This window comes from Burkholderia arboris (genome assembly GCF_902499125.1).
Lineage (GTDB): Bacteria > Pseudomonadota > Gammaproteobacteria > Burkholderiales > Burkholderiaceae > Burkholderia > Burkholderia arboris.
The window spans coordinates 51,150-65,025 of record NZ_CABVPX010000009.1 but is presented as its reverse complement, the minus strand read 5'-3'; the positions used below and the strand labels follow the sequence as shown (position 1 = coordinate 65,025).

The 13,876-nt window shown below is 67.1% G+C and carries 12 protein-coding genes; 6 read left to right on the top strand and 6 right to left on the bottom strand.

What is annotated here, in order from left to right:
* Positions 1–39: 39 nt before the first annotated feature.
* Genes kdgR through kduI form a run of 3 tightly spaced genes read right to left on the bottom strand, consistent with a single transcriptional unit; the run spans position 40 to position 2,672 of the window.
* Entirely contained in the window at positions 40–966 is a 927-nt protein-coding gene (kdgR, locus tag BLA15945_RS13230; RefSeq protein ID WP_174992579.1) for a DNA-binding transcriptional regulator KdgR, read from the bottom strand.
* A 58-nt stretch (positions 967–1,024) separates the two neighbouring features.
* Complete coding sequence (gene kduD, locus BLA15945_RS13225) at positions 1,025–1,831, bottom strand: 2-dehydro-3-deoxy-D-gluconate 5-dehydrogenase KduD (RefSeq protein ID WP_174992578.1); 807 nt, start codon at positions 1,829–1,831, stop codon at positions 1,025–1,027.
* Between the two features lie 4 nt (positions 1,832–1,835).
* Complete coding sequence (gene kduI, locus BLA15945_RS13220; protein WP_174992577.1) at positions 1,836–2,672, bottom strand: 5-dehydro-4-deoxy-D-glucuronate isomerase; 837 nt, start codon at positions 2,670–2,672, stop codon at positions 1,836–1,838.
* Positions 2,673–2,952: 280 nt separating this feature from the next.
* Here kduI and kdgT point away from each other — a divergent pair, with 280 nt between their 5' ends.
* Positions 2,953–3,972, top strand: coding sequence for a 2-keto-3-deoxygluconate transporter (gene kdgT / locus BLA15945_RS13215; protein WP_174992576.1), 1,020 nt, complete (start codon positions 2,953–2,955; stop codon positions 3,970–3,972).
* A 262-nt stretch (positions 3,973–4,234) separates the two neighbouring features.
* Here kdgT and BLA15945_RS13210 read toward each other — a convergent pair whose 3' ends face one another.
* Positions 4,235–4,609, bottom strand: a complete 375-nt coding sequence (locus BLA15945_RS13210; RefSeq protein ID WP_059237954.1) for a nuclear transport factor 2 family protein — start codon at positions 4,607–4,609, stop codon at positions 4,235–4,237.
* Positions 4,610–4,712: 103 nt separating this feature from the next.
* Here BLA15945_RS13210 and BLA15945_RS13205 point away from each other — a divergent pair, with 103 nt between their 5' ends.
* From BLA15945_RS13205 to BLA15945_RS13190, 4 genes are all read left to right on the top strand, one after another.
* A complete protein-coding gene (locus tag BLA15945_RS13205) occupies positions 4,713–5,693 on the top strand; it encodes a LysR family transcriptional regulator (protein WP_174992575.1) in 981 nt (326 codons plus the stop codon).
* A 184-nt stretch (positions 5,694–5,877) separates the two neighbouring features.
* Positions 5,878–8,262 carry a DNA polymerase II gene (locus tag BLA15945_RS13200; protein WP_174992574.1) on the top strand — a complete coding sequence of 795 codons (2,385 nt, stop codon included), beginning with the start codon at positions 5,878–5,880 and terminating at the stop codon, positions 8,260–8,262.
* 153 nt (positions 8,263–8,415) lie between these two features.
* Positions 8,416–8,739 (top strand): DUF4148 domain-containing protein, encoded by a 324-nt coding sequence (locus tag BLA15945_RS13195; protein WP_059237961.1) that lies wholly within the window; start codon positions 8,416–8,418, stop codon positions 8,737–8,739.
* A gap of 109 nt (positions 8,740–8,848) precedes the next feature.
* Positions 8,849–9,976, top strand: coding sequence for a J domain-containing protein (locus BLA15945_RS13190; protein WP_174992573.1), 1,128 nt, complete (start codon positions 8,849–8,851; stop codon positions 9,974–9,976).
* 66 nt (positions 9,977–10,042) lie between these two features.
* On the opposite strand, the gene BLA15945_RS13185 is transcribed toward BLA15945_RS13190, so the two are convergent.
* Together BLA15945_RS13185 and plcR are read right to left on the bottom strand one after the other, a co-directional pair.
* Positions 10,043–11,419, bottom strand: a complete 1,377-nt coding sequence (locus BLA15945_RS13185; RefSeq protein ID WP_059237965.1) for a pectin acetylesterase-family hydrolase — start codon at positions 11,417–11,419, stop codon at positions 10,043–10,045.
* Positions 11,420–11,485: 66 nt separating this feature from the next.
* A complete protein-coding gene (gene plcR / locus BLA15945_RS13180) occupies positions 11,486–12,196 on the bottom strand; it encodes a phospholipase C accessory protein PlcR (RefSeq protein ID WP_174992572.1) in 711 nt (236 codons plus the stop codon).
* Positions 12,197–12,626: 430 nt separating this feature from the next.
* On the opposite strand from plcR, the gene BLA15945_RS13175 reads away from it, so the two are divergent.
* Positions 12,627–13,862, top strand: coding sequence for an amino acid deaminase/aldolase (locus BLA15945_RS13175; protein WP_174992571.1), 1,236 nt, complete (start codon positions 12,627–12,629; stop codon positions 13,860–13,862).
* Positions 13,863–13,876: the final 14 nt, after the last annotated feature.

The following is a 13,876-nucleotide window of genomic DNA, read 5'->3' as shown; positions in this document are numbered from 1 at the left end:
CGTGGTTTTTCATTCTGCCGGCTCGCGACCGGCACGCGCTCAATCGTGCGCGACCGTTGCGGGCTCGACGCCGGCCACAGCCGGACGATGGCCGAGCCGCGCGGAAATCGCCTGCCCGGCTTCCGTCAGCAGTGCGACGTAATGCGCCTTCGTGTCCGCACCGCAACGCATCGTCGGAAACGACAGCGACAGCCCCGCGATCACGCGATCGAAACGGTCGAACACGGGCACCGCGAGACACAGCAGGCCGTCTTCCTGCTCTTCGTTGTCCTCGCCGTAGCCCTGCTGCCGCACGCGCGGCAGGATGCTCATCACCGCATCCGCCGACGCCAGCGTCTTCGCGGTCGACTTCCGGAACTCGACGCCCGCCAGCACCGCACGCGCCTCGCCGGGCGACATCCACGCGAGCAGCACCTTGCCGATCGCCGTGCTGTAGAGCGGATTGCGCCGGCCGATCCGCGACTGCATGCGCAGCCCGTAGTCGGCGTCGATCTTGTGGATGTAGATGATCGCGTCCTCGTCGAACGCGCCGAGATGCACGGCTTCGCGCGTCAGTTGCCCGATGCGGCGCATCTCGAGATCGGCCTCGCGCACGAGGTCCACGCTCTCCAGCGCCTTGCTGCCGAGTTCGAACAGACGGATCGTCAACCGGTAGCGGTCGGTCTCGCCTTCCTGCGCGACATAGCCGAGCGCCTTGAGCGTCTGCAGGAAGCGATGCACGGTCGTCTTCGACATGCCGAGCTGATGCGACAGTTCGCTGATGCCGATTTCGCGGCGATCGCCGAGCGCCGCGAGGATCGTGAAGACCTTGCCGACGGCCGCGACCGAATCGGCCTTCTCCGCGCCGCCTGCCGACGACGCGTCGGCCTCCGGCTGGCCGGCCCCCGGATGGCCGGCCCCCGGACGGCCGGCCCCTGCCTCCGGGTTCGCCTGATCGCGCTTGCGCTGCCTGGGCGTTGCTGTCATGTCCGTGAATCCGTAAGTGCGAATCGGGAGAGCATAACGCGTCCGCCGTGCGGCGCGCTCAGCGCGCGAGCCACCCGCCGTCGACGGCGAGCGTGTGACCGTGCACGTAGTCCGACGCACGCGACGCAAGAAACACGGCCGCGCCCGCGAGATCGTCGGGCACGCCCCAGCGGCCGGCCGGAATGCGGCCGAGGATTTCGTCGCTGCGCCGGCTGTCCTCGCGCAGCTGTGCGGTATTGTCGGTTTCCATGTAGCCGGGCGCGATCGCGTTCACGTTGATCCCGCGCGCGGCCCATTCGTTCGCGAGCAGGCGCGTGACGCCCAGCACGCCGCTCTTCGACGCCGTGTACGACGGCACGCGGATGCCGCCCTGGAACGACAGCATCGACGCGACGTTCACGATCTTGCCGCCGCGCCCCTGCCGCACCATCTGCCGCGCGACGGCCTGCGACAGGAAGAACACGCTTTTCAGGTTCACGTCGATCACGGCGTCCCAGTCGGCTTCGGTGAATTCGAGTGCATCGCAACGGCGGATCATGCCCGCGTTGTTGACGAGGATGTCGACATGACCGAACGCATCGACCGCACCGCCGACGATCCGCTCGACCGGTTCGAGCGTCGACAAATCGGCGCGCACGTCGACGAAACGCCGACCAGCCGCTGCGACACGCGCCGATGTCTCGGCAGGCGCCGAACGGTTCGCGCCGACGATGTCGCACCCGGCCGACGCGAGCGCGACGGCCATCGCCGCGCCGAGCCCCGTGTTGCAGCCGGTGACGATCGCGACCTTGCCGGTCAGGTCGAACAGGCCGGCGAGCGCGCTGCGCGCGTCGGGGGAAGGAAGATCGGGCGTATCGCGTTTCATGGTGTCAGCGCAGGTCGGCAACCGCGAGGTGATCCATGTCCTTGAACACCTGGTTCTCGCCGGCCATCCCCCAGATGAACGTGTACGCCTGCGTGCCGACGCCCGAATGGATCGACCAGCTCGGCGAGATCACCGCCTGCTCGTTGTGCACGACGACGTGGCGCGTTTCCTGCGGCTCGCCGAGCATGTGGAACACGGCCGCGTCGTCGGCGAGGTTGAAGTAGAAATACACCTCCATCCGGCGCTCGTGCGTATGGCACGGCATCGTGTTCCACAGGCTGCCGGGCTCGAGTTTCGTCATCCCCATCGACAACTGGCAGGTGGGCAGCACGTCGGGCACGATGAACTTGTAGATCGTGCGGCGATTGCTCGTGGCCGCATCGCCGAGCGTTTCGGGCGACGCCTGCGCGAGCGTGATGGTGCGCGTCGGATAGGCCGTGTGCGCGGGCGCGCAGTTCAGGTAGAACTTCGCGGGATGCACGCGATCGTCGCTGCCGAACACGACACCCTGCCCGCCTTGCCCGATGTAGATCGCCTCCTCGGTGCCGACCGCGTGACGCTGCCCGCAGACCTCGACCCAGCCGGACCCGCCGATATTGATCGCGCCCAGTTCGCGCCGCTCCAGCAGATGGCTCACGCCCATCGCCGCGCCGAGCGACGCAGGCACCTCGACCGGCCGCGTGGCCGGCCACGCGCCGCCGATGACGATCCGGTCGATATGGCTGTAGGTGAGCGACAGCGCGTCCGGCGCGAACACGTTCTCCACCAGGAAATGCCGGCGCAGGCCGGCCGTATCGAGCGTCTTCGCGTGTTCGCTGTGTATGCCCTGCCGCACTTCCATGCCGGTTCTCCGTGAGGAATGAATAGGCCGCCGGCCCCCGTTTCGACGGCGGTCATACGATGAATTGAAGCACAGATTCCACAAATACGGAACGCCGATCCGAAATTTGAGTACCGTGCTATCGGCGCATATTTCCGATAATTATCATAGATTTATGCCGATGCGGGTATACGACTATCCATCCAAATAACAAAAACGGACCGTCGTTCCGAATCATGTTCTATAGTCAGTCAGCAGACATCATTCGACAACGGGACGCATCGACGTCCACGGAGGAGACGTGAAGCTGAAACAGGCTATCGACCGCATTCCGGGCGGGCTCATGCTGGTCCCGATGCTGCTCGGCGCGTGCGTGCATACGTTCGCGCCGAACGCCGGGAAGTATTTCGGCTCGTTCACCAACGGCCTGATCGCGGGCACGGTGCCGATCCTCGCCGTCTGGTTCTTCTGCATGGGCGCGACGATCAACCTGCGCGCGACCGGTGTCGTGCTGCGCAAATCGGGCACGCTGCTCGCGACGAAGATCGTGGTCGCGTGGCTCGCGACCGTGATCGCCGCGCAGTTCATCCCCGACGACGGCATCCGCACGGGCCTCTTCGCGGGCCTGTCGCTGCTCGCGATCACGACGTCGATGGACATGACCAACGGCGGCCTCTATGCGGCCGTCATGCAGCAGTACGGCAGCAAGGAAGAAGCCGGCGCGTTCGTGCTGATGTCGGTCGAATCGGGGCCGCTCGTCAGCATGCTGATCCTCGGCGCGGCCGGTGTCGCCGTGTTCGAGACACGGCTCTTCGTCGGCGCGGTGCTGCCGTTCCTGATCGGCTTCACGCTCGGCAACCTCGATGAAGATTTGCGCGAGCTGTTCGGACGCTGCGTGCATCCGCTGATCCCGTTCTTCGGCTTCGCGCTCGGCAACGGCATCGATCTGAACGTGATCGCGAAGAGCGGGCTGCCGGGCATTGCGCTCGGGCTCGCGGTAATCGTCGTGACGGGTGTGCCGCTGATTCTGGCGGACAAGTGGCTTGGCGGCGGCAACGGCACTGCCGGGCTTACCGCGTCGTCGACGGCCGGCGCCGCGGTCGCGAACCCGGCGATCATCGGCGAGATGATTCCGAAGTTCAAGCCGATGGTGCCGGCCGCGACGGCGATCGTCGCGACGGCTTGCCTCGTGACGGCGATTCTCGTGCCGATTTTGACGGCGATGTGGGCGAAGCGGGCGGCTAGATTGTCAGGAGTGCCGGTGAGGGTCGCGGCAAGGACCACGCGTGGTGGGGCGATCGAGCATGAGGGGCATGTTTGAGGGGGCCGGGATCTGCAGTCTTCCGGGGATCCGCCGGCGTGCCGTACGCCGGCGAATCGCCTCCATCCGCCTTTGGCTTCTACGACGACGACATTCCCCGAGACGTTTCGACGGTGTCGCGGCCCACGGGAGCGTAGAAAACGCGGAACCACACCCAGTAGGCCACAAAGGCTCCGCCGAGAACAACGCCCGCCAGTGTTTGCTCCTCTCCGGTCGCGCTCTCACGAATCCGGACCTTGGTGCGCATCTGCCGCGCCGCGCTTCAGTCGAAAGTACGCACAACGGCCGACGCCTTGGTCGCTATCAGCCAGCGGCCCTCCACCTTGTGCATGACGAAGTGATCGTTGAACAGCCTGTTGCCGATCCGCACCCGCACCGTCGCCGTTGAAAGGCCGTCCGAGACATTCTCCATCGAGAGGATCGCCTCGTCCCTTGGCGCGCCGGTCGATCGAGGGCTCGGCCTTCCGTTGATGAGCGCCGCATACTCCTGCGACGACAGGGTGCGCAACCGGCCTTCATCCAGCCACTGAATCAGGCAGCTCGGGTGAAAGACCGTGTTGAAGTCGCGGCTCTTCGGCTCATAAGCCAAATTGAAGTAGTCGTCGATCAACGCGACGACGGCCTGGGTCTGGGTCATGGCTGGCTTTCCTCGGTAGTGAACGGCTCGTATAGTGAGCGATCGTCCGCGCCATCGGCTACGGCGACCCGGTTATCGCTGCCATTACAGGAACACATGGATCATGGAAGACCTCGATGGAGGACTGGTCAGCGGCTTGCTTGTCCTGGCAGCGCTGGCCGAATCGGGCAGCTTCGGTCGTGCCGCCGCTCGCCTGGGCAAGACTCAGCCTGCAGTCAGTCGCGCCATCCAGCGACTGGAGGACCGCCTGCACGCGAAGCTCGTGCACCGCACCAGCCGCCACGTCGAAGTGACGGACGCGGGCCATGCGCTGTTATCGAAGGTGCTGCCGCTACTCCAGGGCATCGAAGCGGCGACCGTCGATGCCTCCGGCCAGACCTCGGTCGTCAACGGAACGCTCCGTGTGGCGTGCGATGCCGTGTTCGCCCGCCTCGTGCTGGCGCCGGAGCTGGCCCAGTTCATGAAGGATCACCCCGCGCTTCACCTGAAGCTGGAGACCCGGAACGACCTCTCGGACCTGGTCAGCGACGGATTCGATCTCGCCATCCGGTTTGGACCGCCATCCATTTCAACCTTGGTCTGTCGCAGGCTCTACAGTCCGCGGGTGCTGACCGTGGCCGCGCCGTCCTATCTGGACCAGCGCGGCCGGCCGGGGTCGCCGCAGGATCTGGTCGATGATGACCATGAATGCATCCTGGCCATCGATCCGGCTACCGGCAGGCCTTTCGACTGGGAGTTCTGGCGTGACGACGAGAAAGTGAAAGTGGCCGTAAAAGGCAACCTGACCGTCACGGATGCGGGAACCAAAATCGGCGCCTGCCTTGCAGGCTTCGGGATCACTCAGGTGATCGACCTCGGCATCGACACGCACCTGCGCGCGGGCACGCTGGTGCCGATTCTGACGGACTGGCGCGACGAGACGTTCCCGCTCTATGTCTACTATCCCAGTCGAAACCATGTTCCGGCCAAGGTAAGAGCGTTCATCGACTTCGTCGTCGGCATGATGCCCAGGCTGCAGTCGAAGGGCTATGGCGCCAGCCAGCGGCCGCCATCCGCCGAGCTCGAAACGCTGCGTCGCGAGTAGCCTTCTTCTTGCCGTCGCACGCCTGCCGCCGACCGCTTTGAGCAACCGTGACACCAGTCGGCACGCACAGGATCGCGCATCGCCCGACGGCTTCCTGCCACCTGTTGCCACGCGCACCCCGTCGGCACGACCGCCATTCAAGCGCTAAAATCCGCCGCCTGAGCATCCACGACGAGCAAGCGTTTTGACGGCGTTCGAGCAGGGCTTCATCCTTACCCGCCACTGGCGGGACACCGCATCCGGCATCGAGATCGAGTTCTGGCTGGCAACCGAACACGGTCCGCGCCGCGTGCGCTTGCGCCCGCAGGAAGCCGTCGCGTTCATCCCCGCCGAACAGCAGGCGCTCGCCGAACGCACGCTGGCCGGCGAGCACGACGCCGAGTTGCGCCCGCTCGCGCTGCGCGACTTCCGGCAGCGCCCCGTCGTCGGCCTCTATTGCAAGCGCTATCGCCACCTGTCCGGGCTCCAGAAGCGGCTCGCCGCGGCCGGTGTCGACGTCTACGAAGCCGACGTGCAGCCGCCCGACCGCTACGCGATGGAGCGCTTCATCACGGCCTCCGTGCAGTTTCGCGGCCAGCCCGGCCGCGACGGCACGCTGAGCGGCGGCGAGCTGAAACCCGCCAACGACTACCGCCCGACGCTGCGCTGCGTGTCGCTCGACATCGAAACCAGCGTCCACGGCGAGCTGTATTCGATCGCGCTCGAAGGCTGCGGGCAACGGCAGGTCTACATGCTCGGCCCGCCGAACGGCGACGCAAGCGGCGCTGCAGCCACGCTGGACTTCAACCTCGACTACTGCGACAGCCGGCCCGCGATGCTCACGCGGCTCAACGACTGGTTCGACGCACACGATCCCGACGCGGTGATCGGCTGGAACCTCGTGCAGTTCGACCTGCGCATCCTGCATGCCCATTCCGAGCAATACGGCATCCCGCTCAAGCTCGGCCGGGGCGGCAGCGTGCTCGACTGGCGCGCGCACGGGCAGCAGCCCGACCACTTCTTCGCGGGCGCGGCCGGCCGGCTGATCCTCGACGGCATCGACATGCTGAAATCCGCGACGTGGACCTTCCCGTCGTTCAGCCTCGAATACGTGTCGCAGTCGCTGCTCGGCGAAGGCAAGTCGATCGACAACCCGTACCAGCGGATGGACGAGATCCAGCGCCGCTTCGATCACGACAAGCCCGCGCTCGCGCGCTACAACCTGAAGGACTGCGAGCTCGTCACGCGCATCTTCGGCAAGGCCGACCTGCTGTCCTTCGCGCTCGAACGCGCGAGCGTCACGGGCCTCGCGGCCGATCGCACCGGCGGCTCGGTTGCGGCGTTCACGCACCTGTACCTGCCGCGCATGCACCGTCTCGGCTATGTCGCGCCGAACCTCGGCGACGTGACGGGACAGAACAGCCCCGGCGGCTTCGTGATGGATTCCCGCCCCGGCCTGTACGACTCGGTGCTCGTGTTCGACTACAAGAGCCTCTACCCGTCGATCATCCGCACGTTCCTGATCGATCCGGTCGGCCTGATCGAAGGGCTCGCGAACCCCGGCGACGATGCATCGGTGCCCGGTTTTCTCGGCGCGCGCTTCTCGCGCACCGCGCACTGCCTGCCCGATATCGTGCGCCGCGTGTGGGAAGGCCGCGACGACGCGAAGCGGCAGCGCAATGCGCCGCTTTCGCAGGCGCTGAAGATCATCATGAATTCGTTCTACGGCGTGCTCGGCTCGACAGGCTGCCGCTTCTTCGACCCGCGCCTCGCGTCGTCGATCACGATGCGCGGCCACGAGATCATGCACCGCACGCGCGAGCTGATCGAAGCTCAGGGTTACGAAGTGATTTACGGCGATACCGATTCGACGTTCGTGTGGCTCGGCCGCACGCATGACGACGACGAAGCCGGCGCGAAGGGCCGCGCGCTCGTCGAGCACGTGAACCGCTGGTGGCACGCGCACCTGCGCGACCACTTCGGGCTCGAGAGCGCGCTGGAACTGCAATACGAGCGGCATTACCGCCGCTTCCTGATGCCGACCGTGCGCGGCGCGGAAGAGGGCAGCAAGAAGCGCTACGCAGGCCTCGCGGCCGCGGCCGGCGGCGGCGAGGATCTCGTCTTCAAGGGGCTCGAAACGGTGCGCACCGACTGGACGCCGCTCGCGCAGCAGTTCCAGCGCGAGCTGTACCGGCGCGTGTTCCGGCGCGAGCCGTACCAGGACTTCATCCGCGACTACGTGCAGCGCACGCTGTCCGGCGAATTCGACGACCAGCTCGTCTACCGCAAGCGCGTGCGCCGGCCGCTGCGCGAATACGAACGGAACGTGCCGCCGCACGTGCGTGCGGCGCGGATCGCCGACGAGTTCAACCTCGCGCAGGGGCGGCCGCTGCAGTATCAGCGCGGCGGCTGGATCAGCTACGTGATGACGACGGCCGGCCCCGAGCCGCTCGAAACGATGCGCTCGCCGATCGACTATGCGTTCTATCTGAGCCGCCAGCTGCAGCCGGTCGCCGATGCGATCCTGCCGTTCCTGCGGGACGATTTCGAACGCGTGATCTCCGGGCAGGGCCAGTTGTTCGGCGACTGACGCAACGGCGCCGCCCGGCCCACTCTTGCTCGTTCTGTAACACTGCTGGCACGGATTCCGCATTTATCCGGGCGGTCCGGGTTCCTAAACTTGTGTCGTCGGTTCAGCCAGCCAAACGCGCGCCGGACCGTAACGAAACCGTCTGAGGAAACCGTGAAATCCGTCATCGTCACCATCGCCACCGTCGCCGCTACCGCCACCGTTCTCCTCGCCGCACCGTCCGCGTCGTACGCACAGGCGTCGCACTCGACGCTCACGCGCGCCCAGGTGCGCCAGGAACTGCTCGATCTCGAATCGGTCGGCTACGTGCCGATCGCCGCCGACGGCGACAACTATCCCGGTGACATCGTTGCCGCGCAGGAGCGGCTGGCGGCCAAGCGCCTCGCCGAACGCAAGACCGCCGAAGCGGCCTACGGGTCGAACGGCGCGCCGGGCGCGGAGTCCGGCTTGCCGGCCGTTGCGACGGTGAAGCCGTAACGCGCCGCCGGTCGCTGCGGAGGAAAGCGCCCTTCCGTGCCGCCCCGCAGCCCATCCGGCTAAAATACCGGCCTGCTGCGCCTCCCGCCGCGGCCGGAGGACATTCATCATGACCGCACATCGCGGTGCCGCGGTCGTCATCGCACCCGGCCACGAGACAGCCAGCCTGTCGAAAGCCCAGAACACGTTCAATACGCTCGTCAAGCAGATCGAAAAGCGACGCGAGCGGCTCGGCGCGTGGGACGCCGTGATGCCGGCCTTCCAGACAAAATTCGTCGACGGGCTGCTGCCGCTCGAACAGGCGTCGACGGCGTTGCGGATTCGCTTGCTCAATCTGCTCGACGACGCGTTCCTGCAGAAGGGCTTGAGTAAGGCCGAGCAGCGCACGCTGTCCGGGCTGATCGCCGGCATGGCTCGCGACTTGCTCGACGTCAGCGACGACGCGGCGTTGAAAATCATCTACAACCGGCACGCCGCCTCCGGCGACGACGACCCCGCAGCGGCCGATCGCGCACCGACGAAACAGAAGCCGGAACCGACGCCCGCCGCTGAACCGGCAGACGATCTCGACGCGCTGTCGCCCGACGAACTCGCCGAGCGCATGCAAGCGGAACTCGACGAACAGTTCGAGCGCGACATGGCCGCTCATGAAGCCCGCGAAGCGCAGCGCGCCAAACGCAAGAAAGCGCCCCGGCAATCGGCCGCAGCCGCCCAGCGCGAAGCCGAGCAGGCCGAATCGAGCAAGTCGATCCGCGAGGTCTATCGCAAGCTCGCGAGCGCGCTGCACCCCGATCGCGAAACCGATCCTCAGGAGCAGGAGCGCAAGACCGTGCTGATGCAGCGGGTCAATCACGCGTATGCGAAAGGCAATCTGCTGCAGTTGCTGGAATTGCAGCTGGAGATCGAACAGATCGACCGGCGCGCGATCGACGGCCTGAGCGAAGCACGGCTGACGCGCTACAACGGCATCCTGGAGGAGCAGCTCCGCGAGCTGGATCAGGAGATCCAGCACGTCGAGACCGGCTTCCGGCGGACTTACGGGATCGCGTCGACGGTCAAGGTGGCGCCCGATACCGTGATGCGCATGCTCACGCGCGACATCGCCGGCATGCAGCGCAGCAACCACGAACTGACCGTGGCACTGCGCGAATTCGACGATCCGGAAAAGGTCCGGGACTGGCTGAAGGACATGAAGCGCCATCCGGCTTCGTCCCGCTTCGACGACGGTTCTTTCTAGGCGCGCATCGCCCCGGCAGGAACGGCGGCGTACCGCGCCGCCGCCCGCTCGCCCAGGCGCAACACCTTATGCACGATGCCCCGAGATCGGCCCGGCTTCGCCGGTCAGGTTGAACACGCTGTCGATCCACGCAAGAAACGTCGAGAACGTGAAGTCCGACCACTGCTGCGTGCGGAACGCCTTCATCACCGGCGTATCGGCCGGGTCCTGCTGGTTCAGCAGGTTGTCGACGAACGTGCCGATGTCGGCGTCGGTGCCGTTCTCGTGAATCCCCGACCCGGTGAAGCTGACCGCCGTCACCTGGTGGTTGTCGATGAAGTCGTTACGTGCCCACGGCATGAAGTAGCCGAAGTTCGGCAGCGGGTTCAGCGTCTGCTTCAGCCCGTCCAGCTCCGTCGCGAACATCGCGAGCGACAACGCATCCTTCGTCGCATCGTCGGGCGCCGCCATCACGGCCGGCACGAACGCGCGGTAGTGATACGCGGCGATGATCTTGTCGCGCTGGTAGCTGGAAAAGCCGAAGCGGTCATGCGGAAAGGTCGCCGACAGCGCCGCGTACGCGCTCCCCATGTTGCCCGGATCGAACCGGCTGGTCAGCCGGCTGTTCACGGTGATCATCCCGTCGGGGCCCGTCATCCCCCACTCGGTGCGCACCCTGTCGTACAACCCGACCGACGGATGCGCGGCCGCATCGGCATCGAACGGCGTGTTGAACACGGTGCCGGCATCGTCGAGCAGCGAGCTATGCGCCTGCGGCTGCAGCGTGTTGCGCAGCGTCGCGTAGTTCGCGAGCGTGCCGTAGCCGCCGGCGCTCATCCCGTACACGAGCAGCCGGTTCGGCTTGCCGAAGCCGTGCGACGTCAGCCACTGCGCGACGGCCTGGATGTTCTTCAGCCCGCTGTAGTGCTGGAGACGCCAGTCGCCGGTCGGCGACGTGTAGTTGCGCACCGCGCTGCCCATGTGGATATCTCCGGTGCAATAGGGCACGAAAACCTGTGTCCATTGCTGCGTCTCGACCTTCGGTTCGCCGACGAGAATGTGCGCGAGATCCATCCGGGTGAGCAGCGGCGACAGGAACGAAGACAGCAGCGCCTCGTTCGCGGTGCCGTTCATGTAGTTGTGCGGGATGCCGTCCGGATTGAAGCCGCCGAGGCCGGCCTCGGCGCCGGTCGACGTCTGCGTGCAGGTGCCGTAGTTCCAGCACGCGCCGCCCGGCTCCATCATGTACAGCAGGTTGTCCGACTGCGCGCGATTGACGTAGAAGCGCATCGGTGTGCCGTTGCCGCATGACGCGCCGCTGCTCTCCGGCAACGTCACTTCGTACCACGAATAATAGGGAATCGACGGATCCGGCATCGTCGTATCGGCCGCGTGGCCGTTCAGTGCCGCGCAACCGAGCAACGTCGCGACGGCGACGCGCAGCAGGCATCGTGCTGTGGACATCTCCCCTCCTGGTCAATGGACATGACGCGGCCGCCGGGCATCGGCCCGGCGTCGCAGATTCGGCGCTCAGTGCACGCCGGGCGGTGACGCGCCGTCGAACAGCTGGACACGCAGCGCCTGCAGGCGCTGCGCGATGACGGTCTGTTGCTGGTCGGGATCGGGAACGCTCGCCTGAACCTGCCGGACCACGTCGCGGCTTTGCTGTTCGTACGCGAGATAGCGCAGATCCTGCGCGGGTGACGGCCCGACCGTCTGCTGCGCATACGCATCCCATTGCGCGCGCATCGACCGGATCGCCGCGCTGCGTGTCGCGGGATCGGCCTCGGTATCGGTCAGCAGCGCCGCGCTGAGCGCTTCGGCCTGCACGGGCACGATCTCGTTACGGGCGACATGGTCGGGCAGTTCGTCGAGAATCCGGCGCGCGAGCGCGGAGCGCTCGGCCTGCGGCAGGCTGTTGCGGCGATCGCCATAAGCGGCGACCTCGTCGCGGAAGCGCGCGAACGCGACGATGCGCTTCACTTCGGCATCCGCATCGGGGCGCCCCGCGAGGCTGCGGCGCAGCGCATCGACGTCGAGCCGTCGCGCTTCCGGGCCGGGCGTCGCGGCGCCGGTGCCGAACGCATCGGCCGCGACGGGCTGCGTGCTCGCTGCTGCGGCCGGTGTGCCGGATGACGCGGCTTCGGCCGGCGTCGCCGCTTCGTACCGCCAGATCGCGACAGCCACGCCGATCGCCACGATCGCGCCTGTGCGCCGCCAGAGTGCCCTGTTCTTCTTCACGTCGCCTCCTCGTCACGTCATGCCGTTCTTCGCCGGTGCATCCGCGAGTAGGTTCTAGGTCGAATCCGGCATGCAGTCAAAAGCGGCACTAGAACGCAGGCACTAAACCTGCTCGCGCCGGCCAGGCCCGGCACGACGTTTGAAACGCATTTCGTCGCCGCCTCGGCCAACGCAAGCGTTGGCGCGCCTTGCCCGCCCGGCGGAGGTTCGGGCCCGCATGCGCGATGCGCGTCGCGACACCAAGCAAGGCGCGGTCCAGCCGCGCGACGCGCAGCGGTGCGCCGCCGACGTGGCCGATACGGATGGCCGGATCGGACCCGTCTAACGACCCGCTCAGCGCTTGGTCACCATTTTGGCCAGCCCTATGCTGATTTCCGACACGCGCCGAACGGTCGGCGCGACGCACAACCGACCCAGCCGAGCCCGTTCCATGAGCCGTGCAGACCTCCCGCTTCGCCCCCCTGCCGCCGTCCGCGACTACCGCTATTACCGCTATTACCGCGACGCGCTCGCGGGCCGCCGGCTCCCCGCCGCGTTCGTCGATCTCGATTGCCTCGACGCGAATCTCGCCGACCTGAAGCGCCGCGCGCGCGGGATGCCGATCCGGCTCGCGACGAAATCGGTGCGCTCGCGCGAACTGATCGGCGCGGCGCTGGCCGCCGGCCCGTTCATGCAGGGGCTGCTGTGCTACTCGGCCGGGGAAGCCGCATGGCTCGCGGCAGGCGGGTTCGACGACATCGTCGTCGCGTATCCGACCGTCGAGCCGGACGATCTGCGCGCGGTCGCCGCGCAACTCAGGCAGGGCCGCTCGATCACGCTGATGGTCGACGACGGCGCACAGGTCGACGCGATCGACCGCATCGCCCACGAGGAACGCGTGACGATCCCGCTCGCGATCGATCTCGACATGTCGTCGGCGTATCCGGGCCTGTACTTCGGCATGTACCGCTCGCCGGTGCGCGACGCGGCCGGCGCCCTCGCACTCGCGAACCGCATCCGCGAGCGGCGGCACGTGCGGCTCGACGGGTTGATGGGCTACGAAGGACAGATCGCCGGCGTGGCCGACACCGAACCGGGCGGCGGCGCACGCAACGCGCTGGTGCGCCACCTGAAGCGCCGCTCGGCGCGCGAGATCAATGCGCGCCGCCAGGCCGCCGTGCAATCGCTCGTCGAAGCCGGCCACACGCTGCGCTTCGTGAACGGCGGCGGCACCGGCAGCTTCGAGAGCACGCTCGGCGACGCGTCGGTCACCGAACTCGCAGCCGGTTCCGGCCTCTATGCGCCGGCGCTGTTCGACCACTACGCGGCATTCCATGCACAGCCGGCCGCCGGCTTCGCGCTGCCGGTCGTGCGGATGCCGCAGCCGGGCATCGTGACCTGCTTGGGCGGCGGCTACGTCGCGTCGGGCCCGGCAGGCAAGAGCCGCCTGCCGCGCCCGTGGCTGCCGGCCGGCTGCACGCTGATCGCCAACGAAGGCGCGGGCGAAGTGCAGACGCCCGTGCGTGTGCCGCACGGATTCGCGCCAGCCGTCGGCGATCCGATCCTGTTCCGCCACGCGAAAGCCGGCGAGCTGTGCGAGCGCTTCAACACGCTGCTGCTGATCCGCGGCGGCCGCGTGGTCGGCGAGGCGCCGACCTATCGCGGCGAAGGCAAGAGCTTTTTCTGACGGGCCACGTGCTC